A 24,816-nucleotide genomic window follows, 5' to 3' on the forward strand; every position below is an offset into this window, starting at 1 on the left:
TGCTAGGTTGTTTTACTGAATCTTTCCAATATTGTATACGGATACGATGCAATTGGGCTTTTCTCATTTTTTTCATACTAATCCCTCTTATTATTAGCTTCTTCAATGAGCTATAAACAATCTATTCCTTTATAAACTTAACCAATCTAGCGTTGAAATAGATCATAAACTGCGACATTGATCACAACGACGTTACTAAGTTCTATCCTAGCTAACTTAAAACTCCGATTAAAGTAGTGCCTTGTATCCCATGGCAAATTTTGGCTCCCACTCTAACTTTTGCATATTGAAACAATAAAGACGTATTTGTTTAACAAAATGATCATTTTGAATCTGTAGGCTGCGGCGAAACTCAACAAACACTCAGTGTCCAAGTGTCATACTTGTCGACATTCAACCTAAAGTGCATTGGTATTAATGATGTTTGCCCTTACGGCCACCGTTACTAGTTGATTTTAAGAAGTATATAAAAACAATATTTTTGCAAAGGAACGCAGTTATGACCAATAAAGATGATAATCAGCCAACGTTTAACCAAATGATAGAAGCTCGCTTAAATCGTCGTAGTTTTTTGCTTGGAGCGAGTGCAGTTAGCGCTGGGGCATTTTTGTCTTTAAACCCCATTACTAAGGCGTTTGCCGATGACTCTAGCACGCAACTAGTGAATTTTGATGCCATAGCTAGCTCAACGGCAGATACTGTTGTTGTTCCAAAGGGGTACAAAGCTGCACCTTTACTATCATGGGGTGATCCAATTTTCATGAATGCGCCAAGCTTCGACTCATCAGGCGATAGTCCGGCATCTGCTCAGATGAAGCAATTTGGTGATAACACAGATGGGATGAGTTTGTTCCCCATTAGCGAAAATCGAGCGGTGTTAGCGATCAACAACGAATACGCGAACTACGAGTATCTCTTTTCTCATAAGGGAAAGGAAATGACAAAAGATAATGTGCTTAAAGCGCAGTCGGCAGTAGGAATAACGGTTGTTGAAATAGTCAAACGTGCAGGAAGTTGGTCTGTAGACAAAAGTGGTGTTCGCAATCGCCGAATTACAGCCAATACCCCCATGATGTTTTCTGGACCAGCTGCCGGCCATGAAGCGTTAAGGACGAAAGCTGATCCAGAGGGCATGCACCCATTGGGTACTTTTGCTAATTGTGCAAATGGACAAACGCCGTGGGGCACTTACTTAACATGTGAAGAGAATTTTGATGGGTATTTCGGCTCAGAAGATAAGATCGCTACGACAAAAGATGATCGTCGCTATGGGATAGAAGCTAAGCCCAGTGGTAACCAGTGGGAGACATATGATTCAAGATTTGATATCGCTGAAAATCATAATGAAGTGAATCGCTTTGGTTGGGTTGTAGAAATTGATCCACATGATCCAAATTCGACACCTATAAAAAGAACCGCATTGGGACGCTTTAAGCATGAAAACGCGGCATTGGTCATTAACAAAGATGGCCACGTAGTCGTGTACATGGGTGATGATGAGCGTGGTGAACACTTGTACAAATTTATATCGAAAGAGCGATACCAGCCTGGAAAAGACTCAGCCAACAGAGGTTTGCTTGATGAAGGAACTTTATATGTTGCAAAATTTGATTTCGACGACAAAGAGCTAAATGGACAGGGAGAGTGGGTTGAATTAACTCATGGAAAAAATGGCCTGACTAAACAAAATGGATTTGAAAATCAGGGGGAAGTTTTAATTTTCGCTCGTCGGGCTGCAACTCATGTTGGAGCCACAACGATGGATAGGCCAGAATGGGTGGCGGTGCACCCTGACAAGCAACATGTATTTTGTACCTTAACCAACAATAAAAACCGTGGCGTTAAGGAAGGGCAACCCGTGGGCGGACCAAATCCTAGGGCTAAAAATCAGTACGGACAGATCTTACGTTGGCAGCCTAAAAATGGTGATCACACACTTGAAGAGTTTACCTGGGATCTTTATTTGATGGCTGGAAATCCAGCTGTGCATAGAGGTGATCTTTATGCTGGTAGCTCAAATATCAATGTTGAAAACATGTTTAACAGCCCTGATGGAATTGGCTTTGATAAAGCGGGACGTTTGTGGATACAAACTGATGGCAACTATTCAAATAAGGGCGATTTTGCAGGTCAAGGTAACAACCAAATGCTTTGTGGAGACCCTTCCACTGGTGAGGTAAGAAGATTTTTAACAGGGCCTATAGCCTGTGAGATAACAGGTATTGCATTTTCTGAAGACCAAAAAACGATGTTTATCGGTGTGCAACATCCAGGAGAAAAAGGGGCTCCGTCTCATTTTCCTAATGGTGGGGATAGTAAACCAAGATCTACCGTGATGATGATTACGCGAGAAGATGGAGGCATAGTTGGAGCCTAGGGATGCGTTAGATCGCTAGGTCTAAGGTTTGTCGTATAAGAAAAGAAGGGGAGCTACCTCCCCTTCTTTCATACTCTGCTACTTAATACATTTCTAGGCTTTTTGTCAGCTAGCAAGAAGTTGGCTAGCAAGCTCTTTTCCGTCTCCTCGGCTACTCTCTATCGTATGTTTAAATTCCGTAGAAATACTAAGCAAACGCGCGTCTGGGTGATCTTGTATATAGCCGTCTTTTTCTGATTCGGTCACAAAACTCTCCCAGCTTTCGTGTATTGATCGAGCAAAGTGAAGAATAACAGCGAGTTTAGGAGAGATCTCTGCATCTCTTGGCTGGTGAAAATGCCCGATAGCATCGACCATCTCATCTGGAAAGTTCCAGCTTTTCGCTAGTCTTGCTCCTAAGGAAGGTGCGGAGATATCTAGCGTTTCTTCCTGTGCGTCGAAGATATTTGCCCCTTGTTCCACTTTCTTAATGATCAGTAATGCTTCCTCAGGCGCTAAAGTATGAATCATTAATTCACCAATATTGTGAAGTACAGCTATGGTAAATAGGTCATTGCCGTCTAACCCTGTATTATCAGCAAGTTTACTTGCCAAAACCGACACTTCGAATGTGTTACTCCAATATTCGTTCATATCTAGTGTAGGTATATTGTCAAATACACCTGAAAGTACAGATGCAACCACCAGAGTTCTAACTGGTCCCGTGCCTACTCGAATAAGTGCTTCATTTATAGACCCAATTTTCTTGCTAGACCCAAAATGAGCAGAGTTAGCCAGTCTAAGTAGTCGAGCACTCAATACTTGATCCATAGAGATTTTGTCTGCTAAAACGGCGAAGTCGACATCTTCTTGGTTCACCATATCTAACAGCTCTTGAAGAATTTTTTGAATTCGAGGAAGCTCGTTGATTCTAGTAATCAGTGGGGCTTGGCTCATGGACTCCTCCGTTGAAATAGATCGCTTGCACAGGCTTTTGTTACTATAGGCTAGTAATTCTTATTCATACAAAGCTTTGTTAATATCAGTCTCTGTTCGTTTTATTATGAAATTTTGTATATCAGCCTCTTGGAGCAACTATGCCTCGAACTCACTGCAAGTCTTCTACTCCTGTCGTCCTGACTATAGCTGGCTCGGATAGTGGTGGTGGCGCTGGAATACAAGCCGATATCAAAACAATTTCTGCAACAGGGAGTTATGCTTGCTCAGCGATTACCGCGATCACTGCGCAAAATACTTTAGGTGTTAACGCGGTATTTCCAACTCCAAGTGAACAAGTAAAAGCTCAGCTTGACGCTGTATTTGGCGACTTGTTCGTGGAAGCGGTAAAAATCGGTATGCTGTCTGATGCTTCTATTATTCGTGTTGTGAGCAAGGCATTACGTCAGTACAAGCCCCCTTTTGTCGTCTTAGATCCAGTGTTAGTTTCAAGTAGCGGCGTTCATTTGCTTGAGCCAGACGCGATTTCCTACTTGAAAAAAGAGTTGATCCCAGTTGTTGATCTGTTGACTCCGAATCTACCTGAAAGCTTGTTATTGACGGGCTCAAAACAGATAAACAGTGAGGAAGATATTATGCAGCTTGGAGAAGCGTTAAAAGAGTTAGGGGCACAAGCTACCTTGCTCAAGGGAGGACATATGAGTGACAGAGACAATAGTTGTGATTGGCTTTTTCATCAAGGAGAAATTGATCAATTTAATACGGTGAGAGTTTTAACAAAAAACAGCCATGGAACAGGGTGTACGCTTTCATCCGCAATTGCTTCTTATTATGCACAAGGTTACCAACTTAACGAAGCTGTAAGTCTTGCTAAAAACTATATATTTCAATCATTAAAAACGGCAAATGAGCTAGAGGTTGGCAGGGGTACTGGCCCGCTAAATCACTTCCATATGTTAAAGAAATAATCCGAATTTTTATGCGTTAATGAAGTTAACAGAGCTAAGGATCTTTCTACAAATTGACAGCAATTTGAAACATATGTTGAACTGATTGGTTAATATTATCCTCTGATTCTTCGTAGGCTTTGAAAAATATCGTGAACAGATTACTCCATCAAAAACACTGTGGCTTCCTTATGCTATTGGCAATGTTTGTGTCGATTGTATTGATCGCAATGTTGACTTCAGGTATTGACCTGACGGGATCAGTGAGTAATGTCAGCGGTTTTCTTTTTACAGTTCTTACGGACTCAGCAGGAAAAGGGTTTATCGTTTCACTGGCTATCCTATGTTTTCTAGCCACGCGTTTAGGGATATCTCGGGAAAAGCTTTTGGCGTGCGGCGTACAATTGTTTTTCATTCTAGCAATAGGTTTTGCTGGAAAAGTGGGGCTAAAAAATATCACCGAAAGTCCAAGACCTTATACAACTTTTCTGGCAAATCAGTTAGTTATCCCACAACCAGCACATTTCTATAACCTAGATAAGACACAAAAAATTCAAGTGATCAATTCCGTTTCAAATAAAGTCAGCTCATGGAGAATCGATAGCTGGTTGAAAGGAATGAATTACTCTTTTCCTTCTGGTCACACCATTTTTGCCGCCATCTGCGTAGTGTTATTTGGTGGATTATTTTTGGAGTATAAACACTACTGGATGGCTGGTGGTGTCTTGCTGTGGGCTATGGGTGTTGAATACAGCCGCATCTGGATGGGAATGCATAGACCTGCGGATCTTTTTGGTTCAGTTTTGTTTATCGCACTCGTTTATTTGTTAATCCCTACATTCAGTAATCTTGCATTAAAATTATCCTCAATGCTCCCTGAGCGCTGTCAGCTTGCGTTTAAAAAGTGTAACTTTAAATAATCTACGTTTGCCTAAGTTCTCGGTAAATAATTTCATTTCAAAATTCGGCACCAAAAGCTCTGGGGTTTTGGCGCCTCAATATTATTGTTACACTACCTTATGTGGTCCGAAGCATTCGTAGTGGAATTGATCCTCTGAAACACCCAATTCTAACAGTTGCTTCGCGATATGCTGCATAAACCCAATAGGGCCGCAAAAGTAAATTTTTGCATTGGGTTGTTTAATGGCGACTTCGATCTCTTGCAAGTTTACCCAGCCTTTAAACTGGTAGTCCTCACCTAAGGTATCTTGCTCGCAAGGTTCGTTATACCATACGTAAGAGCTAGCATATTCACTGTTCTCGATAAGTGATGACACATGTTGTTTAAATGGGTGCTGTTGGCCATTTTCTGCAGCATGTACCCAAGTTACTGGTGCGGTGTGGCTTTCTAAGGTTTCTAGCATTGAAAGTGTTGGTGTTAAGCCAACTCCAGCAGAAATTAATACGACTGGTGTATCCTGTTCCACTTGCATAAAGAAATCGCCTGCAGGCGCTGCAAGCTTAATCTTATCACCGATCTGTAGGTGATTGTGCAGATAATTTGACACCTTGCCTTCTTGTTCTCGTTTAACCGCGATACGGTAGCTGTTTTCTCTTACGGCAGACGATAGGCTGTACTGACGGATTTCTTGATTTTCAAACTGCTCAGAATTGATATAGATACCGATATATTGACCTGGTTTGTAAGCGCAAACAGGCTGACCATCTACAGGCTTGAAAGTAAAGCTGCATACTGAATTGGACTCGTTATTCTTTTCAACTAATTCAAACTCACGTAGACCTCTCCAGCCACCTGTTTGGTGTTGATTGTCTTGATAGATTTGCTCTTCACGCTGAATAAAGACATTAGCCAGAACTTGATAGGCCTCAGCCCATGCATCGAGCACTTCTTGCCCTGGAGAAAATAACTCATCAATAGTGGCTAGTAGGTGCTGACCAACAATATTGTATTGCTCAGCAGTAATTAAGAAGCTGGAATGCTTGTGGGCAATTTTCTCAACGGCCGTTAGAAGCGCTGGCAGGTTGTCAATATTGGTTGCATAGGCACAGATAGCGTTAAACAGGGCTTCTCTTTGATCTCCGTTTCTTTGGTTGCTCATGTTGAAAATATCTTTGAGCTCTGGGTTGTGGTGAAACATTCGATCATAAAAATGGGCCGTTAGGCTTGGTCCTGTTTCGGCAAGTAGGGGAGCAGTGGACTTGACTATATCTATAGTTTTATTGCTTAGCATATGAATTTCCTAAAATTTAAAACATGCATCGTACATACATGTTTATGGTTGTATCTCAAATGTATCTTTTAGGCAAGAAAAGAATTACACTTTTTACCTGAGGGAGATGACATGCAACTAACAAACTTTACAGATTATGCGCTTAGAACCTTAATATATTTGGCTTCTTTGCCTAAAGGAGATCTCACCAATATTTCAGAGGTAACGGAACTGTTTGATGTATCAAGAAATCATATGGTGAAAGTGATTAACCGGCTTGGCCAGTTAGGGTATGTGCATACAGTACGTGGTAAAAACGGTGGTATTCGTTTATCGAAATCTGCCTCGTCAATCTCTGTAGGGCAAGTTGTTCGTGATTTAGAGCCTCTCGAATTAGTCAATTGTTCTGTCGAACATTGTCACATCACTCCTGCTTGTCGTTTAAAAGAAAAGCTGGCAAAGGCCAAGTCTGCGTTTTTGTCGGAGTTGGATAACTGCTTTATAGACTCTTTGTTAACAGATAATTCCGAGCTACTCATTCTGCTCACACGCCCGAGTTAAATCGTACACAATTCCTCTTGACCTTACCCCAGAGGCAATCATTACATTGTTTGTCGCTTATTTAGTATTGATGAGCACAAACAATGTAATGGATAGAGATATGAAAAAAATTACTCATGGGATAACGTCGTTTATCACGATGGCTGCGTTAGCTGTCTTAAGCTTTAGTAGCCTTGCTGTAACACCTAAAATAGGGGGAGGCGATAGCAGCTCCCCATCATATTTACCGCCGCTTCCAGCGGTCTCTACACAAATTCGGCAGACAATCGCAGAAAACAGTCAGTTGTTAGCGTTTGATGCAAGTTCACCCACCGTTGGCCGCGCAGATGCTCCTGTGACGGTCGTGGAGTTTTTCGATTATCAGTGTATGTATTGTCATAAAGCGTTTCCGGCATTTGAAGCTTATGTGAAGAGCCATCCGAATGTACGCTTCGTGTTTAAAGAGTTTCCTATTGGTGGCCCTGTTTCACGATATGCAGCGCTTACGTCTTTAGAAGCTTTTCATCAAGGTGGCGCAAAGTTATTTATGAGGTATCACAATGCTCAATTTACTGCGACTAACTCTGACGGCAAAGAGTACATAGGCATGCTGAAATATGACAGGCTCACTACAGACAAAGTTGATAAGATTGCGGCGGAAGTAGGCGTCAAAGTCGCACCTCTCTCCAAGATGGAGCAATATCAGTCTGAAATAGATGGAAATTTTCAACTAGCAAGTCAAATTGGTGTGCGAGGAACGCCAACATTTGTTGTGCTTCCAACGCCAAAAGTTGGCAAGAAAATCGCGGCTAATCAAGTGAGCTTAATACCTGGCGCTGTGCCCATTGCTTACATTAACCAAGCGGTAAATATTGCTAAAAATTAGCTTATGCCAATGCCAGCAATTTTTTATCGCTAAATTATTCGTATTGGAATTACAGGACGTATCAGTTGGCACTGATACGTCCACGAGTCACCTTACTACTCTTGGTTCGATAGAAAAGCATTGAGGGAAGTATACAGAGAGTCGCATTCTTCTTTTACCATATTCTCTAAATTTAAGAAGCCGTGAATCATGTCTGGGTAGTTAAACTTTGAGGCTTCCACACCCGCTTGTTTGAGTTTCTCTACATACTTCAACCCTTCATCTTTGAGAGGGCAAAACTCGGCAGTAATAACAAAAGATCGAGGTAAAGAGCTCGAAAAATCCATGTACAGTGGTGAGGCTTTTTCTCTGTCATCTCCATGTTGGAAATAATTGTCGAAGTACCAAACCATCGCTTTTTCTTCAAGCAAATAGCCAACGCCGTTCTCGTGTACCGACTTCTGTTGCATTGTGTAATCAAGACTTGGGTAGATGAGTATTTGGTTGTCTATCGAGACATCATTATCAAATTGGGCGCGATGGCAAATAGAAGCGGTTAGGGCTCCACCTCCTGAATCTCCAGCAACCGTTAAGGTTTTTTCTGTCGCAATTCCATTTTTGTCTATTAATGGCCAGATATTCTTAACAACGTTATACGCGTCTTCTAGCCCTGCAGGGTATGGATTTTCAGGTGATAAGCGATAATCTACAGAAACGACGATATGGTTGATCGCATTGGCTATTTTACGGCAAATTGCATCATAGACTTCGATGCTCCCAGCCATATGTCCACCACCATGCAGGTAAACCATGACGGGAAGAGTTTCTGCTGGTGATGGGTGATAGAGTCTTACTGGAATACTGTCGACAACATCATCGGTGACGTAAGCAACCTCAGGGTAGTCAGTAACAAAAGTTTGGGTTGTAACCGCCAAACCTTCACGAGCAGCAATAGGTGTTTTGGGGATGTTTTGTTGTTCAAAGGAGCGAAGCATCTCATTGAAGCTAGCTAGCCAAAGTTGTAATTTGGGGCTGACGTTACGCATAATATTTCCTGATTTAGATTTCTTGTTTTAATGTATCTAAGCTTTGCAGTGTTAAGTTCATTTTTTTGCAAGAAAAAAGTCGTTTGTCCATTGTTTTTAGATGAGTCGAGATCTTTGGAGAGAACGCCATCTGACGCAGTATATCTCTCTCCAAGTCAACTCCTGGTGCAATTTCAATTAACTCGAGACCACTATTCGTTAATTTAAACACTGCTCTTTCAGTGATGTATAACACAGGCTTATTATTTAGTGTTGCTGTGTGGGCTGAAAAAGTAATTTGCTGAACTTGTTTAATAAACTTACTAATGTGACCGTCTTTGACAATTTGTAGACCAGAATCTGAGATGTTGATTTCTGAAGGACCAGCGGTAAAAGTGCCGCAAAAATACACACTTTTAGCATTTTGTGTAATGTCGATAAAGCCACCACACCCCACTAGTTTTTGGCCAAACTTGGAAACATTAATATGACCTTGCTGGTCGACTTCGGCTAGACCTAAAAAAGCTTGATCAAGCCCTCCTCCACCATAAAAATCGAACATTTGATCTTGAGTAATAATGGCGTCGGGGTAAGCCGATGCGCCAAAAGATAACCCGCCAGCGGGTGTACCCCCAATCGCACCAGGCTCAACCGTTGCGATCAATTCGTCACTGAGGTGCTCTTCTCGCGCGACTTGCGCAATGAGTTCGGGTAGGCCAATTCCATAGTTAATTTTCGCATCCTGTCTTAGCTCGAACGCAGCTCTTCGAGCAATCACTTTTTTTAAATCTAGTGGACTACTTTCCATGCTGGAAGGAAGAGGTTTTTCTCCCAGTCCAATATAGGCTGGATTCAATGGCTCTGAAAATGTTTGTGGGTGCTCACTTTTATCAGACTGCACTAAAACGTCGACAAAAATCCCAGGAATGCGCACAGAGTGTGGAGCAATTTCACCAGCTTTGACAATGTTTTTTACTTGGACAATGACCTGACCGCCACAGTTATGTACCAGTTGAGCAATGGCCAAATTCTCTAATACAAGGCACTCTTCTTCCATTGAAATGTTGCCATTCTCATCAGCTGTTGTGCCTCTAAGCAGGGCTATATCAGCGTCAATACGAGGATAAAATAGGTACTCTTTACCTGCTATTTCAGTTATCTGAACTCTATCTTCTACCGTTCTATCGTTGACTTTGCCTCCCTCGAAACGAGGATCAACATAAGTACCCAATCCAACATGAGTTAACGTTCCTGGTTTGCCAGCAGCAGAATCTCGATATAGCTGACAAATAACACCTTGTGGCAAGTTATGTCCGGATACTTTTCCTTCATTGACTAAAGACTGAAGTTTTGGAACGAGCCCCCAATGCCCTCCAATAACATGATCAACTAATCCTTCGTGAGCTAGGCGATTGACCGCTTTGTGCTTGCCATCTCCCTGGCCGGCAGCAAACACTAGGTTCAGATTCCTAGGTTGTCCTTCTGAGAGGTATCGTTCTTCCAGTGCTCTTTCTAACGCCTCTGGAACGACAGAGCCGACAAAGCCACCAAGAATGATTGTATTGCCATCTTTTATTCGTTTTATTGCTTCTTCAGGTGGTAGTTGTTGTTTTTTTTTCATAGCAGATACTTCCTAGCTCAACGCTGACTTTATTGTTTTAAGGTTTACTTATGGTTTGTTTTTAAGGTAAACCTTTTAATTTTTGTAATAGTGATGATTTGCTTTTGCTACGGTCGCTTTTTAAACTGCGAGCTCATTGCGAATGAGTGTGACCGATCTATTACGATTTAAGTCACTTAACTAAGTTTTATCGACGTATATAAATTAAAACTTATATTGAAATGTTAGCTCTAGACGCTGAGCCCTAGGCTTATTGATAAGGCTTCGGGCTCATTGCTTAGATTAGTTTGAAGGGGTCATTCAGACGTTGTAAGACGCTGAATCTTAGATGACAAGTCCTCCGTCAATTTTCAGAGTTTGACCAGTAATGAAGCTCGCTTGATCACTTGCTAAGAAAGTTACGCCATTTGAAATGTCATCACTTGTAGCCATTCTATTTAGCGGAGTTTTGCTTACCATATATTGAATAACTTTCTCTGGCAGATCTTTTGTCATTGGAGTTTCAACGAAACCTGGTGCGACGCAGTTTGCTCTTACTTGAGCACCTTTTCGAGCGAATTCCTTAGCCCAGCCTTTTGTCATGGCGATGACGCCACCTTTTGTTGCAGCATAGTTACTTTGGCCAATGTTACCGTCAGTACCGACAACAGAAGACATAGTCACTATGGAGCCTGCATTGTTTTCAATCATCATAGGTGCGATGGCTTGAGTCATATTGAAAACACCTTTTAGGTTTACGTCTAAAACGATGTCCCAATCTTGCTCAGTCATACGGTCAAGCAGGTTGTCTCTTGTTATGCCAGCATTGTTCACTAGCACATCGATACGCCCGTGGCGCTGTTTAATATCTTCCACTAAAGCTTGGATGCCTTCGCGATCACAAACATTGAGTAGAACAGGTGAGATGTTAGTCGTATTTCCGTAGGCTTCTTTTATTGCGTCAATGTTCATGTCACAAGCATATACGTGCTCTGCATTTTCTGACGCGAATCGTTCTACTATTGTGCGACCTATACCTTGACCACCGCCAGTTACAACACAGATTTTGCCTTTAAGCATGATGTTTTCCTCCGTTATATAAATTTCCCTATGAATCCGTAAGATAGGCTTCATAGATATAGCAACTAGAATTAGATGACTCAAATTTTGCCAATGGCATCCAACGCAGAAAGTACAAATGAGCGCCAACCCGCCACTTGACGTATTAATTAGTTATAAATCAATAGTATAATGTATCGATTATTAAACGTGATTCACATTGGCATCTTGATCAATATCATAGAATAGCTATCTAATCGCTCTTTATTGTCCTATATTAGGGATTCTAATTTTTGAAATTGGGAATGCTGACAAGGTATCTAAATGTTAGATAAGGCAGCTTTTTTTATCGAAGTCGTTCGCACCGGATCCATCTCAGAGGGTGCACGCATTTACGGAATCTCTACCTCGGCAGGAAGCCGGTGGATCAAAGAGCTAGAAGATGAGCTCGGGGTGAGCCTTTTGATGCGCTCAACGCGTACCATTTCTCCAACCGACGTTGGGAAAATGTTGTACGAGCAATTTAGCCCAATCTACCAAGAAGCTAACGATGTTTTCACGGGTATTCAAAATCTTGGCCATGAGATCGGTGGTTTAATAAAAATCGCAGCGACTCCGTTGTTTGCTCAGAAGTTTTTGAGCCAAATTGTCGGTGAATATTTAGCGATGCACCCCAAAGTGTCATTCAAAATCATTGAGACGGCATTGCCAGTCGATCACTTACATGAAGTAGACTTTTCCATAAAGGCTCACGCGACCTATAAAGGCCACCTTGATAAAGATAGTTTGCTGATAAAAAGGGTTTTACTTCGCTATCCTTTGGTTGCGTGTTGTTCTCCTGAATATATTAAGAAATACGAAGAGCCAATGACGCCAGAAGAGCTGAAGTATCATAACTGCCTCTATACAGCGACACTTGTGGGCGGTAATCGTTGGCAATTTGAAAAGGGTGGGGAATTTACCACCGTAGAAATTGCACAGACTATCGAGATAGAAAACAGCATGTTTGTAAAAAATGTTGCCTTGCAAGGCGGTGGGGTCGCTTATTTACCAAAACAGCTGGTGAAAGATGAACTTCAAGATGGGACATTAGTGCCAATCTTAAACGATTATGTAAAAAGTGAGTTTGAGCTCAGCCTTTACTACCAAAAACGCACGCAGATGCCAGCTCGTTGTACAGACTTTAAAGATTACCTAATAAAAAGAACCAAGCAGCTTAAGGATGAGATGTAACCGTTGATACTTAAGCTGCGGGGAAACTCTGGTTGCGTTAGCTGCTGCTGTCAGAGTTGCTTGAATTAGCGTCTTGTTCTACTTCATATTGTTGAATCAAGGCAGATAAAAAGTTCTGGTCATACTGAGCTTTACAGCTTGAATAATCCAATTTCCTTCTATCAAACTCTGCACCGATTGCGACTCTGGTTTGTGTCGTAGGCCTAGAAAAGAATAAGGTTTGGCAAAGCTGCATATTGGTCATATTCTGCGGGTAACTTGAGACAGTGCCATTATCGATACCCATTTCATTCTCCTGATGCTCTGAGCAACCTGAAAGTAAAATGACAGTAATAGCAATAAGGCAATAACGCAGCATGGTATCTCCAGTAATTCAATCTAGCCACAAGGTAGATCACAAATAGTTGTGTGCATTCTAACTGGGTTTTGTTCAAATCGGGAGGGCATTGAACCCCCAATAACTGAAATTTAACCTTTTAATGTGCTTAAACGGCACTAAGTGACCGTCATATAATACTTAGGTGAATCGTAGAACTTTGATTTTTATGGCGTTGTGTTTAGGTTTCTAAGTGGTGATAATACTCATGTTACAGTAACAATCGGATAAGTAAGTGAAGAACAAAAGAACTTCTCTGCAAGATATTGCGGATATCGTTGGCGTGACGAAAATGACGGTTAGCCGTTATTTACGCGACCCAGAAAAAGTCGCATTGAAAACAAGAATTAAAATCGAGCAAGCGATCGAAAAAACAGGCTACATTCCAAACAAAGTACCGACACTGCTTTCTAACTCTAAAAGTCTCGCGATAGGTGTTCTTGTTCCTTCTCTTACCAATCAAGTGTTTGCTGATGTGATAAAAGGTATAGAAGAGATAACGGAGCCTGCTGGTTATCAAGTGATGTTGGCTCACTATGGTTACTCGGCGAACACTGAAGAGCAGCGGATCACTTCTTTACTTTCTTATCACGTGGATGGATTAATACTGTCTGACTTTGAGCATACTGAACGCACTCGTGCAATGATCGAAATGTCTGGTATTCCAACCGTCGAGATAATGGACACAACCCAGCAAAGTATCCACCAAGCTATAGGTTTTAATAATATTCAAGCAGGATACTTGATGACCAAGCGTTTAATTGAAAAAAAATACAAAAACTGTATTTATCTAGGCGCTCGCTTGGACACTCGAACCAAACTGAAGATGCAGGGGTATACCCAAGCAATGGAAGAAGCAAAGCTTTCTCCAAAATATATCCTGACAGACGAAGCGTCTTCTTTTTCCTTAGGTCGACAGATGTTATTAGATGCACTCAGTCAACCTTATAGCGTCGATAGCTTTTTTTGTACCAACGATGATCTTGCTTCTGGCGTGATATTTGAGTGTTATAAGCAAGGAATAAACATCCCTAAGCAAATTGGCATTGCAGGCTTTCACGGCTTGGACGTCGGACAATCATTAGTACCTAAGCTGGCGAGTGTCATTACACCTCGTCAGGAAATAGGTCGAGTGGCTGCAAAGCAAATACTAGATAGAATCAACGGACAAAAAATAGAGAACAAATCTATCGAGCTTGACGTTGCTATTGATGATGGTGAAAGTATTTAATCAGTGATGCCGTGTCGTCACCAACACAAGTCCGCGCTGACACGAAAAAAGGAACATGCCCCAAGGGTTCGATTCCGACCCTTTTACTCTTTATTGCAGTCTAATCGCTTAGAATCACTATGCTGCTTATCCCGCTCCACGGTTAAAGGCTTGGAATTCGGCCAAAATTCAACCTCAAAAGGCTAATGCGCTCTGATATTGTTGAATTAAACCTTTAAACATGTATTCTATATGAATGTTTAAAGGTTTGCGTAATGATGCTTCTGGTCTTCCGGGTATCAGATCACTTAATGTTAAAGAGGAGAAAACATGTTGAAACATCTTATGAACTTAGACCGTTCTTATTACTACTTCTTTGGCTGGGCCGCTCTGCTAGGACTTATCGCACCCTTCACTGTCCTGATAGTGGCCATAAGCGGCCATTAATTGTGGCGAGAGAATTGTAAGCCCCCAAGTGTAATGTACAAAAGGGGGCTTAAGAACCAGCAACACTTTAGGGTTTTGTTCTGAAAACTAATCTCTGTAGGTCTACGTCCAGTTAACTTTTAACAGCAATATGTCGCTTAATAAGGTATTCAGCTTCGCTAGAATAGATAAACCGGAGAGTGGGCACAGCGCCCGAAATGTAGTTACCTCAAAGCTTCATAGCTTTTGTTCCTTTAGGGTTGGTGGTTCCTGTGACTTACAAAATTTAACTTATCCGAGTTTTTATAATCAATTTTTACTTTTATCGATAGTTAAAATAACTACTTTTACTTTCTGGTTAAATTTACTTAAAACCTAAAAAATATAGAGTTTTATAGCTATAAATTAATTTTATAAGGATGAGTGTTAGTGGTTATTAATCTAATAAACTTTAGATGATTAATTAATAAACTTTTTTATATCTTCTAATAGAAGTTTCTTCTTGTCTTGCATTTAAAATAATATAATAAAACCATGTGTTTTTAAGGCTAATAAATATCTTGTTAGTGTTTGCTTTCTTATCCAATTTATTATTTAAATAATATTTTTAATATGTAAGTGATTGAGTTTTGTTGCTTATTTAAGAAAAAGTTGTTCTTGAAATTATAACAATGATTTTAAGATAATATAATTTTAAAGTTAATATTATTGTAATAAATAAAAAATAGGATACTGGACGAGTTTTATATTAGGACCATTTTGATGGCTAATATCGAATCTGTTTTAATGACGGTAAAATTCTAACACTCTCGATTTTTTATAATTATTTATAGATCGACGCACCATCATGTATTGCAACATAAATAATATATTTAAATAGGAACAAATATGAGCAGTAAAAGTGCTGATAGCTTGAAGACAATTCGAAATCAACTTTCTAATTCACTAAAGAAAATACTTAAGCAAGAAACCGTTCGAGAAAAAGAGCTCAAAGCCTTTGATAAATTGATCTCTCGTCGTGCGTTTCTAAAAAACTCAGGTAAGGTTGCTGGATTGGCAGTACTTGCTAGTTCTGCCGTTGTGCCCACGGCTTGGGCTGACTATACCAATGACAGTGACTATGATGTTGGAAGCCCAGAAGACAATGGGATCACGGCTCAAGAGATGGCCGCCGAAAGTACAGCTTACACGATACATACTACAACAGAGTCCTTTCCATTGCCCAATACGGGCAGATCAATCGTTCCTCAAAGCATCGAACCAGGTATGCAAACAGGGTTTGAATCTTATAACCCTTTAACCCGCTCTCAAATGCTAAGTTTTGCTGACGAACAAACTTACTCTGACCAATTTTCGGATGGTAGTGCTAACTATGGCGAAGCAGGTTATGCACACTTTACTAGCTCTCAGAACAATGGCACGCTCGATCAATTAACCATTATGGAGCGCTCTCTTCTGCCCGAAAATGGTGAATTGAAACACTGTGGGTATAGAGAAACTACCATTCCAACAGATGGACTTGATGGTCGGTCATTAAATGGCATTACCAAGTTTCATTCCATAGTCAATCTTGGAAGTCAAGAACACAATACTGTCAGCGATGATGGTTTAACGAAGAAAAAACGCAATGGTTTTCTGGTTCATGGTACAGGAGCGCTAGTCAATGATACTTATTTATCGATAGTCTACAGTATTGGCGAGTATACTACTGGTCCAGCGATGACACCTGAGATCCAAACGGCTCAGCAGGAACAAATATGGTATGTGACGCCTGTTACATTGCCTTCTGAATACTCTTTTGCTCAACCAGTAAGTCAAATCGAAATCAATACATTTACTTCGGTTGATGGACAAGTCTATGCGGTAATATATTGCTACGGTGATACTGCTGTTAATGGAAAACCCGGTGCTTTTGCGACCACCGTACAATTGAACTCGGACGGCTCAATTGACTGCCGGACGTTTTGTTACCCTCGCCTTGACAACGATACGACCGTACCGAAACTCATATATGTCGATGAATCTCGCGGGCAAGATCAGCCTTATTATTATTGGGCAGCATCGGAAAACAATCAGGTCGGGTATCAATTATTTACCATACCAGGCGTTGAGGGAAATACCCAGCAAACCACAACGAGCAGTGGAACGACCGTTTGGGTTGGGAACTCACTAATTAATGATGCAAAATATTTACAACTTGACGGGGGAACGTCAGCATTACCTTCTGCATCTGTGATGAAGGGCATGACACACCCATCAACACTTGCTTATTCACCGGATTATTCAGACTCAAAAGATGCACAACCTTATTGCGCCATTACGTATTTAGATACCAGTAACGGATCGATTGGTTCATGTACCTTGTTTGTCTGTACTGATATTAATACAATGGGTCCCCCTGCGATAGGTGTAGTCTCATGGACGACAGCGAAGCTTAGCCCTAATGTACCTGCTGCAGGCAGTATTATTAATATTCAGCATTGTAAGAATCGTTTTAAGAGTTCTTCGGTATTAGCAGTAGATGATAATGGGTGTTGCTATATTTTTCGACCGTCTTATGAAACATATAGTGCGGACACAGTCTATTCAGATGCCACTGAGTTTGTAAACTTGGTTAGCACACCTTTAGCAGACGGTCAATTTCTGGGACGTTTCAATCATATCACCACACCGTTAAGGACAAACGAAGCCTGCGCATATATTGGGCTTAGAAAACTAGATACCTCTGACAGCAGCTCTTCAGAAGATTCGGCCATGACTGTGGATCTCTGGCTACAAGATTTCACTTTAAAACAATGGCACAGTAAAAAAATCACCAGGCAGGCAACTGAAGCAGAACAACAGAGTCAAGATTTTCTCCACCAAGGAACAGTACCGGGTGTTCAACTTACCATGGAAGTTCGGAATTGCTATGGTTACCCAGTTACACTCGATGAAGATAGTTTTATCCAAGTCAGTACCAACAAAGCGTACTTACTGTATGACTATGCAACGGGAGTAAGCGCTCCAGTCGGTCGTTATCACTGTCATCTAGTTCAAGGTACGGGGCATGCGTCAACAAAATATAAAATTGGTTTGGAAACATCATCGCTTATCGTGCCCGTCTTTACACGGGTGATACAACTATCTGGTGACCCGTGTTCAAGTTCGCTGCCAGCTGTTTCGGGGACAGCTGGTACACCAACCAACTGGTCATCCATAATGGCCACTGACAATGCGATCAAACGTTGTAGCAATATAAGCCAAGACAAAGTGACAGAGTCTCGGAATTACGTCAGTAGTAGTGCGTTAGCGTGCGCTAGTGACTCGACCATACACGCGGTAACAACGCAAATGGCGGCCACAGCCAACGCATCTACAATTCAAAACCCTTCTCCTTCAGCGGATAAAATGTTGGAGGCCGTCAATCCAAATCCTTGGTTCTCCATCGCAATGCTAGAGCCGAGCAGTGATCAAGCCACGGCTAACACAGCGGCTACTTCACAAGGCATAAAGATAAATTTCTCTCAATCTGACTTTAGCCTAGTGACAAACGATGGTTCTATTGCGTCTGGTACTACTGACCTGCCCTGCAATAGTGAATCTGGTTGGTTGAAAATCTCTCATCAAGCCATGGATATTCTCAGTGCAGCCGCCAACAGTGGCGTTAAGCTTGCGCCCAAAAATGGTAAATCTTATCCAGTCTTTACCACTTCACCGTCATTTTTATTGACCAATCAAACGATGTCAGGCAGTCAACAGTTGGAAGGCTTTTTAAGCGATCTTTGGAATGGCATTTGTGTTGGAGTCGATGATGTCGCAAGTTTTATAGGTATTGATATGAATCTGGCTGCCATCGTGGACCATGTAATCGACGCGATTGAGAAAGCTGGAGAAGATATTGCTAACGTTGCGAAAAAATTTGTGAACTTGGTTAAAGTTATAGTCAAATTTATTATCAATGCTGTCACTGCGGTAATCGATGCGCTGAAAACTGGGAAGGACTTAATTTCGTTTATCACAGGCCCAACTGTCTCAGATGTGCATAAAAACGCTCAAACTGCTTATCAAAATAATGATACCCAGAACATAATAGAGGGGGTTTCTAAAAATGCCTATCAAGCTCCGGGGAAAGCTAAGGTTCATATAGACTCGACAGACACTTCTTCTGCGACCAGCCCGGCGAAGATGAATGCTTCGCACTCCAGTTCTTTAGCTACTCACTCGAGTGATATGATGCATAATTCAATTATCAAACATCATAAATCGACACAGGATAGCTCTCTAGATTCGTCATCTATCACGTTTCCGTTTGAGGTGACTTTTAATCCAAGTAGCTCAATAGAAAGTACTTTAGATACATTCAAGAAATCCGTAGCAACGTCGTTTGATCCAACGTCGGATGCCAACGCGGATAGAAAACAATACCTGAGTCAACAAAATGTCAACATTTCCTCATCAGGTGTTGGGACACAGAATAACCCAAGTTCCACATTGGCGACTGCCAATGGATACACTGCCAATGTTGCCCCAACTAGTAGCACTAGTTACAACGCAATGAAAGATTCCAACTCCATACATAAAAACTCGTCCAATTACTTGGATACTGGTAATACTGTCTACGATGTCAATAGTTCGATTACGTTTACGATTAATTGCCCTATGGTGTCTTGGTTTATTTCGTTCTTACAAAGTGTAGAAAGCTTTATACACAACTTAGACAGCCAACCAATGAATATAGAGAGCGACAGATCTCCAATGGCTGCCATGGTGAGTGCCGCATATTCAAGTTCATCATCGCTATCGATATCGGGATTAGAGATCCAGAAATATGTAGTAAACTTTTGTGTCGCTTTAACCTACGTTTTTTCAACGGGAGGGGATTCATTGCCCTCTACTTTTTATTCAGATTTGAAGGGCTCAATGTCAAACATGTTTAATTCTTCGACACCTGGCGTTGAGGGAGCCTCTAGCTTGCAGCAATTATCTGAAAAAGGAAAAACGGCATTTGAGCTTGCAGGTTATTTTACGACCACTGTACTTTGTCGTGGACTTGAAGCGCTTCTTTGGTTTGTGGTTAACCCACCAGCCCCAGAAGAGTTTGAATATTTGGATTTGTGCATAAAGGTTGTTAGCAAAGCTATAAAAGTATTTCGAGCAACCATAAACCTCACTTTTGGCTTAGTAACTACTGCTTGGACTATGGAGGAAATGCCTGCATTTGATGAGATGTCAGCCTACCAAAAAAACCAAACTGCTTGGTTAGGATTTAAGTTGGTAAACAACTCGCTGGATTTCAGCATAAAGACTATGGCGTTGAAGTGCGCTATTGACAGAATTAATGCATTTGACAATGAACAGGCTACCACGATAGCAAAGGCGGATGCTAAGGCTGCTAGCTTTGCGAATTTTTTCAGAGGGAGTACTAATCTTTTAGTTAGTCTAGGCTTTTACGTAGCATCAATGGAGTTATACCAAACTGAAAATCAAGATACTGTTGGGCTTGGCGTTGACGAAAAAGTCAACATGACATTTAACTTCTTAGCAGAAGAAATACAAGGCTTAAGTACACCCACTACTTATATTTTCAAACAGTTAAATTTAGCCGAAACAAAACCCAAATTGATCCCGGTGGTAGAATTGGTATTACTCGGGTACATCCTTCTGTCAGTCGGCTGTAAATTGGCGACATTGCTTGACTGACACATAGGGTAAGAAGTGCTAGTTGTGGGTTCTTAGATACACATTGCTATTTAGAAAATCGAGTGATGCTAGGTGTCACTGCGTACTAAATCGTTAAACATTGGCAGAGAAGGGAACTTTAAAGTTAAGAGTTCCTTTCTCTTATATGATCCCGCTCTTTTACTTGGGTATAGACACTTGCCCAAAAATGGCACTACAAAAATAACGAAATAAGTAAAGCGACAATCCCGCCAGTGGTGCCGATGATGGTTTCCATGATTGTCCATGTTTTTAGCGTTTGAACTTCGCTTAGCCCCAAGAATTTGTTTGCTAGCCAAAAGCCTGAATCATTCACATGTGAAAATACAATCGCACCGCCGCCTATTGCGATAGTCACTGCTGCAAGTTGAGCGCCATCTAAACCTAACGGCTGGAGTAATGGAATAATCAAACCGCATGCGGTTAACATAGCCACTGTCGCTGAGCCTTGAATGATGCGAACCGCAGCAGCCAACACAAATGCTAACGCTACAACGGGTAATCCTGAGCCAGCCAGCATATTACCCAAGGCTGTACCAACACCAGAGTCAATCAATACTTGTTTAAAAACACCACCCGCTCCGGTTACTAGGATAATGACGCCCGCAGGTTGCAGAGCAGCGCCACAAATCTCCATAATACGATCATTTGAAACGCCGCGACGGTAGCCCAATTGGTAGAAAGCAGCTAGGCACGCCACAATAATCGCCGTGAAAGGGTGTCCGATAAATTGTAGCCAGTGATGTAAATCGGAGCCTTGCTCGACAAATCGGCTCCCTATGGTATTTGAACCAATCAGCAACAATGGCAAAAGGATGAGCGATATAGCTAGCTTAAAGGTTGGTTTACCTTGACCAACGCGTTCATTATCAGCGACATTATGCTCCTCTGGTAATTCAACATGAACATGCTTTGCAATATAGCTTCCCCAAAGTGGTCCACCTAATATCATCGCTGGCACTGAGGCAATTAATCCAAACAAAATCATGTAGCCGAAATCCGCATGGAGCTGAGAGGCAACGAGAATAGGCCCTGGCGCTGGAATTAAAAATGCTTGGCACGTTGCGATACCGGCAAGTAAAGCAATACCGACTTTAACAACGCTTCCGCCTCCACGGCGCACAACGGCAAAGGCAATACCGATCAACAGTACCACCGCGACATCAAAAAACAGCGGAAGGGCACAGATAAAGCCTGTAAAGGTTAATGCCCAGTTTGCTTTGTCTTGGCCGAATTTATTTAGCAGAGTATGCGCAATCTGATCAAGTGCGCCTGTCTCTTCCATCACTTTGCCGAACATTGCGCCGAGAGCGACAACAACGGCGACAAAGCCTAACGTTCCGCCCATACCTTTTTGAATGGTTGCTGCTATCGTTTCTGGGCTCATTCCAGAAAATATCCCTGCAATCATTGAAACCAGTATGAGTGCGACAACTGCGTGAAGTCGTACTTTCATGACTAAAAATAGCAGCAATATTATTGATCCGGCTGCGGTTAAAATTAGGGAGAGATCAGACATAGTTTGTCCTTTTTATCGTTATTGGTATCCAAGGTTTTCTTGAATGGATGACTTTTGTTTGCTTGCGATATGTTACCCGTAACTTTTATTAAGTAAATTGTTAGCGGCTCACTATGTAGCACGAATTGTTATCTATTTGAGCTATTTCACAGTTGATTAAGTTACCCGTAACATTTTGGGGCGGATTTTTGTTATTTTAACGAAAATTATTTTTATATGACTTGAGGGCAAGATGAGTCGAAGCGGTTTAGTGTTCATTATTATGGGTGTGGCGAGCACAGGAAAATCCACAGTAGGGAGCGAGTTTGCTAACAAAATTGGAGCAAAGTTTATTGATGGCGATGATTTGCACCCAAAAGCCAATGTATTGAAAATGTCTGACGGGCAGCCCCTGACCGATGAAGATAGGGGGCCTTGGCTTGAGCGAATTCGTGACGCTGCGTTTAGTATTGAAAAGAAAAATGAAACGGGTGTAATCGTGTGCTCTGCTCTTAAGAGAATTTACAGGGACACGATCAGAGATGGAAACAACAAAGTTGTATTTTTGCATCTGCACGCTGAGAAAGAAGTCGTCATCCAAAGAATGCAGAATCGTGCAGGGCACTTTATGCCAGTATCACTATTAGATAGCCAGTACGATACGCTGGAAATGCCATCAAAAAATGAACCTTTGACCCACTATATTGATATTGACCGCCCCTTTGAGCAGGTCGTCAATGCGTGCGTTGAGCTCAGCGCGACTTATTCATGAAATAGGAACAGTGTTTAGTGTGAGTACTTACCATCAAGGGTTATATTGATTGATTGTGATTGTTGTATAAAAGTAAGAAAGTCATCAAATAAACCTCGACGAGCAATATACTGATTGATTTATACTCTATAAAACTCGCGAACTGGAAACCGTGAAATTAAGTTAGCGAGAGATTAAAACTATAAGTCAACTTCAATAAGGCTCACACATGTCGTATAGAAAAATATTTATCTTTATGTCTACCGTGCTCAGTATTATGGCCATAGCAAACCAAATATTGCTGCAAGGCGACACCTTAGTGCTGATTTTGATACTCGCCTTTAGTGCGCTTGGTTGGTATGACCTGCTTCAACAAAAAAATGCAGTGCTACGTGAGTACCCAATTTTTGGTCACTTAAGATATATTTTGCTCGATATCGCTCCCATCCTTCACGATTATTTTGTCGAAAACAATACAGAAGGTCGTCCATTCAGTAAGAACGCGATTAAAAATGTTTATGCCAGAGCGGAAAATACACCGGGCTATCATCCACTTGGTACAGAGCGCGACTTTTATAAAGATGGGGTAGAGTGGGTCGGTCATAGCATGTTTAGCAAAGGTGAATTTCAGGATCCCCCTAGAGTGATTGTTGGTGGTCCTGATTGCACACATCCATATTCTGCTTCTATCTTAAACATTTCTGCAATGAGCTTTGGCGCATTGAGTAAAACCGCCATACAGTCTCTAAACAAAGGTGCTGCTCTTGGTGGATTTTCACACAACACCGGAGAAGGGGGGTTAACACCATTTCATATGGAAGGTGGCGACGTTGTATTGCAGGTGGGGACGGCAAACTTTGGCTTTCGTTATCCAGATGGGCACTTGGATGAAGAAGCATTCCGTAAGAAAAGCAATCTCGATTCAGTAAAAATGGTGGAAATCAAACTTTCTCAAGGCGCTAAGCCAGGTCACGGAGGGGTTTTACCTGCCGCTAAAAATACACCAGAGATAGCGAAAATACGCATGGTAGAGCCACATACGGACGTGCTTTCTCCTCCATTTAATCCTTCTTTCCCAACGGAGGAAAAGCTTGTCGAATTTATTGGTAAGCTCCGAGACCTTAGTGGTGGGAAGCCAGTAGGTATTAAACTTTGTATCGGTCAGCCTAAAGAGTTTGAATCGTTATTAGACAGGTTTCTTTCCCAAAACATCTATCCAGATTTTATTACCATAGATGCAGCTGAAGGAGGAACTGGCGCCGCTCCATTAGACTACTCGAATCACATCGGGATGCGTGGAGATGATGCTCTGAAATACGTTCATCAGTCCCTTATTCAAAAAGGAATTCGAGAGAAGATTAAGATAATATACGCGGGCAAAATCGTGTCAGGGTTTAGTATGTTTAAAGCGTTTTGCTATGGTGCAGATCTTTGTAACTCTGCTCGTGGCTTTATGTTATCGCTTGGCTGTATTCAATCGTTAAAGTGCCATACAGACCACTGTCCAACGGGAGTGGCTACTCAAAACCCAGAATTGGCGAAAGGCATTGTGCCGAGCTTTAAGGCGCACCGAGTGAGAAATTATCACGATAATACCATCGCGGATTTTATTGATATTGCGGAGACCGCTGGTGTGACCGCATTCGATCAATTTTCTCCAGAGCTTATCAATGTTTACAAGGCTGTGAGTTAAAGCGTAAATTTGGTTTAGCATAATAAAAGGCACTACTCGGTGAGTAGTGCCTTTTGTAATTCAGTGTTCTATCTATCTTTCGTTCCGTTGCCGTTTCACTACAGAAGATCACGCATTAAAATTTCGTATTCTTCGTTTGCGTCCTCAATCAACAGATTAAGCTCTTCGGCATCTCTTTTGGTTAATGTTAGTTGCCACTGACTTCTTTTTTTACCTTTTTCATCACATCCAGAAACTATCGTTTTAGTCCCTACTTTCTTAAACGCGAGTGAATCAAAGCTTGAGCTATGATGTTCACGCTTTTCCACAATATCGACGTCCAGTACACCAATTGGGTTTACTTGGATATGTGCGTGGAAATTCTTAGTATCCTGCAACAAGTAGTCTCTGTGCTTAGCGATCATAACTT

18 protein-coding genes are annotated in these 24,816 nt (G+C 41.6%); 10 read left to right on the forward strand and 8 right to left on the reverse strand.

The window, feature by feature from the left end:
- The first annotated feature begins 499 nt into the window (after positions 1-499).
- Positions 500-2,377: a PhoX family protein gene (locus tag ACM2FC_RS01225; protein WP_498478995.1), complete on the forward strand. Its 1,878-nt coding sequence runs from the start codon at positions 500-502 to the stop codon at positions 2,375-2,377.
- Between the two features lie 105 nt (positions 2,378-2,482).
- Here ACM2FC_RS01225 and ACM2FC_RS01230 read toward each other — a convergent pair whose 3' ends face one another.
- A complete protein-coding gene (locus ACM2FC_RS01230; RefSeq protein WP_498478996.1) occupies positions 2,483-3,313 on the reverse strand; it encodes an HDOD domain-containing protein in 831 nt (276 codons plus the stop codon).
- Positions 3,314-3,453: 140 nt separating this feature from the next.
- Here ACM2FC_RS01230 and thiD point away from each other — a divergent pair, with 140 nt between their 5' ends.
- Positions 3,454-4,281 carry a bifunctional hydroxymethylpyrimidine kinase/phosphomethylpyrimidine kinase gene (gene thiD, locus ACM2FC_RS01235; protein WP_498478997.1) on the forward strand — a complete coding sequence of 276 codons (828 nt, stop codon included), beginning with the start codon at positions 3,454-3,456 and terminating at the stop codon, positions 4,279-4,281.
- A 131-nt stretch (positions 4,282-4,412) separates the two neighbouring features.
- Positions 4,413-5,180: a phosphatase PAP2 family protein gene (locus ACM2FC_RS01240; RefSeq protein ID WP_498478998.1), complete on the forward strand. Its 768-nt coding sequence runs from the start codon at positions 4,413-4,415 to the stop codon at positions 5,178-5,180.
- 87 nt (positions 5,181-5,267) lie between these two features.
- Here ACM2FC_RS01240 and hmpA read toward each other — a convergent pair whose 3' ends face one another.
- Entirely contained in the window at positions 5,268-6,452 is a 1,185-nt protein-coding gene (gene hmpA / locus ACM2FC_RS01245) for an NO-inducible flavohemoprotein (protein ID WP_498478999.1), read from the reverse strand.
- 111 nt (positions 6,453-6,563) lie between these two features.
- Between hmpA and nsrR the strand changes: the two genes are divergently transcribed.
- Positions 6,564-6,992 (forward strand): nitric oxide-sensing transcriptional repressor NsrR, encoded by a 429-nt coding sequence (gene nsrR / locus ACM2FC_RS01250; protein ID WP_498479000.1) that lies wholly within the window; start codon positions 6,564-6,566, stop codon positions 6,990-6,992.
- Positions 6,993-7,092: 100 nt separating this feature from the next.
- Positions 7,093-7,857: a DsbA family protein gene (locus ACM2FC_RS01255; RefSeq protein ID WP_498479001.1), complete on the forward strand. Its 765-nt coding sequence runs from the start codon at positions 7,093-7,095 to the stop codon at positions 7,855-7,857.
- Positions 7,858-7,952: 95 nt separating this feature from the next.
- Here the strand turns inward: ACM2FC_RS01255 and ACM2FC_RS01260 are convergent, their stop codons facing one another.
- From ACM2FC_RS01260 to fabG, 3 genes are all read right to left on the reverse strand, one after another.
- Entirely contained in the window at positions 7,953-8,882 is a 930-nt protein-coding gene (locus tag ACM2FC_RS01260; RefSeq protein ID WP_498479002.1) for an alpha/beta hydrolase, read from the reverse strand.
- Positions 8,883-8,895: 13 nt separating this feature from the next.
- Positions 8,896-10,482, reverse strand: coding sequence for an acyl CoA:acetate/3-ketoacid CoA transferase (locus ACM2FC_RS01265; RefSeq protein WP_498479003.1), 1,587 nt, complete (start codon positions 10,480-10,482; stop codon positions 8,896-8,898).
- Positions 10,483-10,806: 324 nt separating this feature from the next.
- Positions 10,807-11,541 carry a 3-oxoacyl-ACP reductase FabG gene (gene fabG / locus ACM2FC_RS01270; protein WP_498479004.1) on the reverse strand — a complete coding sequence of 245 codons (735 nt, stop codon included), beginning with the start codon at positions 11,539-11,541 and terminating at the stop codon, positions 10,807-10,809.
- Between the two features lie 303 nt (positions 11,542-11,844).
- Here fabG and ACM2FC_RS01275 point away from each other — a divergent pair, with 303 nt between their 5' ends.
- Complete coding sequence (locus ACM2FC_RS01275; RefSeq protein WP_498479005.1) at positions 11,845-12,753, forward strand: LysR family transcriptional regulator; 909 nt, start codon at positions 11,845-11,847, stop codon at positions 12,751-12,753.
- A gap of 37 nt (positions 12,754-12,790) precedes the next feature.
- Here the strand turns inward: ACM2FC_RS01275 and ACM2FC_RS01280 are convergent, their stop codons facing one another.
- The gene (locus ACM2FC_RS01280) at positions 12,791-13,111 is read right to left on the reverse strand and encodes a hypothetical protein (protein ID WP_498479006.1); all 321 of its coding nucleotides are present in this window, start codon (positions 13,109-13,111) and stop codon (positions 12,791-12,793) included.
- Between the two features lie 253 nt (positions 13,112-13,364).
- On the opposite strand from ACM2FC_RS01280, the gene ACM2FC_RS01285 reads away from it, so the two are divergent.
- The gene (locus ACM2FC_RS01285; RefSeq protein WP_498479007.1) at positions 13,365-14,360 is read left to right on the forward strand and encodes a substrate-binding domain-containing protein; all 996 of its coding nucleotides are present in this window, start codon (positions 13,365-13,367) and stop codon (positions 14,358-14,360) included.
- 1,293 nt (positions 14,361-15,653) lie between these two features.
- Entirely contained in the window at positions 15,654-20,447 is a 4,794-nt protein-coding gene (locus ACM2FC_RS01290) for a twin-arginine translocation signal domain-containing protein (RefSeq protein WP_498479008.1), read from the forward strand.
- Positions 20,448-20,640: 193 nt separating this feature from the next.
- Here ACM2FC_RS01290 and gntU read toward each other — a convergent pair whose 3' ends face one another.
- On the reverse strand, positions 20,641-21,984 hold the full coding sequence (gene gntU, locus ACM2FC_RS01295; RefSeq protein ID WP_498479009.1) for a gluconate transporter: 1,344 nt from the start codon (positions 21,982-21,984) through the stop codon (positions 20,641-20,643).
- 232 nt (positions 21,985-22,216) lie between these two features.
- Between gntU and ACM2FC_RS01300 the strand changes: the two genes are divergently transcribed.
- Both ACM2FC_RS01300 and ACM2FC_RS01305 read left to right on the forward strand, forming a co-directional pair.
- Positions 22,217-22,735: a gluconokinase gene (locus tag ACM2FC_RS01300; RefSeq protein WP_498479010.1), complete on the forward strand. Its 519-nt coding sequence runs from the start codon at positions 22,217-22,219 to the stop codon at positions 22,733-22,735.
- Positions 22,736-22,943: 208 nt separating this feature from the next.
- Positions 22,944-24,407, forward strand: a complete 1,464-nt coding sequence (locus ACM2FC_RS01305) for an FMN-binding glutamate synthase family protein (protein ID WP_498479011.1) — start codon at positions 22,944-22,946, stop codon at positions 24,405-24,407.
- 98 nt (positions 24,408-24,505) lie between these two features.
- On the opposite strand, the gene ACM2FC_RS01310 is transcribed toward ACM2FC_RS01305, so the two are convergent.
- Complete coding sequence (locus ACM2FC_RS01310; protein ID WP_498479012.1) at positions 24,506-24,811, reverse strand: hypothetical protein; 306 nt, start codon at positions 24,809-24,811, stop codon at positions 24,506-24,508.
- Positions 24,812-24,816 lie beyond the last annotated feature (5 nt).

Source organism: Vibrio sp. A37 (assembly GCF_059777565.1).

Bases quoted from the DNA above. Each gene is read 5' to 3' on its own strand.
- ACM2FC_RS01225 (WP_498478995.1), top strand. From the start codon at position 500: ATGACCAATAAAGATGATAATCAGCCAACGTTTAACCAAATGATAGAA.
- ACM2FC_RS01230 (WP_498478996.1), bottom strand. From the start codon at position 3,313: ATGAGCCAAGCCCCACTGATTACTAGAATCAACGAGCTTCCTCGAATT.
- thiD (WP_498478997.1), top strand. From the start codon at position 3,454: ATGCCTCGAACTCACTGCAAGTCTTCTACTCCTGTCGTCCTGACTATA.
- hmpA (WP_498478999.1), bottom strand. From the start codon at position 6,452: ATGCTAAGCAATAAAACTATAGATATAGTCAAGTCCACTGCTCCCCTA.
- nsrR (WP_498479000.1), top strand. From the start codon at position 6,564: ATGCAACTAACAAACTTTACAGATTATGCGCTTAGAACCTTAATATAT.
- ACM2FC_RS01255 (WP_498479001.1), top strand. From the start codon at position 7,093: ATGAAAAAAATTACTCATGGGATAACGTCGTTTATCACGATGGCTGCG.
- ACM2FC_RS01260 (WP_498479002.1), bottom strand. From the start codon at position 8,882: ATGCGTAACGTCAGCCCCAAATTACAACTTTGGCTAGCTAGCTTCAAT.
- ACM2FC_RS01265 (WP_498479003.1), bottom strand. From the start codon at position 10,482: ATGAAAAAAAAACAACAACTACCACCTGAAGAAGCAATAAAACGAATA.
- fabG (WP_498479004.1), bottom strand. From the start codon at position 11,541: ATGCTTAAAGGCAAAATCTGTGTTGTAACTGGCGGTGGTCAAGGTATA.
- ACM2FC_RS01275 (WP_498479005.1), top strand. From the start codon at position 11,845: ATGTTAGATAAGGCAGCTTTTTTTATCGAAGTCGTTCGCACCGGATCC.
- ACM2FC_RS01280 (WP_498479006.1), bottom strand. From the start codon at position 13,111: ATGCTGCGTTATTGCCTTATTGCTATTACTGTCATTTTACTTTCAGGT.
- ACM2FC_RS01290 (WP_498479008.1), top strand. From the start codon at position 15,654: ATGAGCAGTAAAAGTGCTGATAGCTTGAAGACAATTCGAAATCAACTT.
- gntU (WP_498479009.1), bottom strand. From the start codon at position 21,984: ATGTCTGATCTCTCCCTAATTTTAACCGCAGCCGGATCAATAATATTG.
- ACM2FC_RS01300 (WP_498479010.1), top strand. From the start codon at position 22,217: ATGAGTCGAAGCGGTTTAGTGTTCATTATTATGGGTGTGGCGAGCACA.
- ACM2FC_RS01305 (WP_498479011.1), top strand. From the start codon at position 22,944: ATGTCGTATAGAAAAATATTTATCTTTATGTCTACCGTGCTCAGTATT.
- ACM2FC_RS01310 (WP_498479012.1), bottom strand. From the start codon at position 24,811: ATGATCGCTAAGCACAGAGACTACTTGTTGCAGGATACTAAGAATTTC.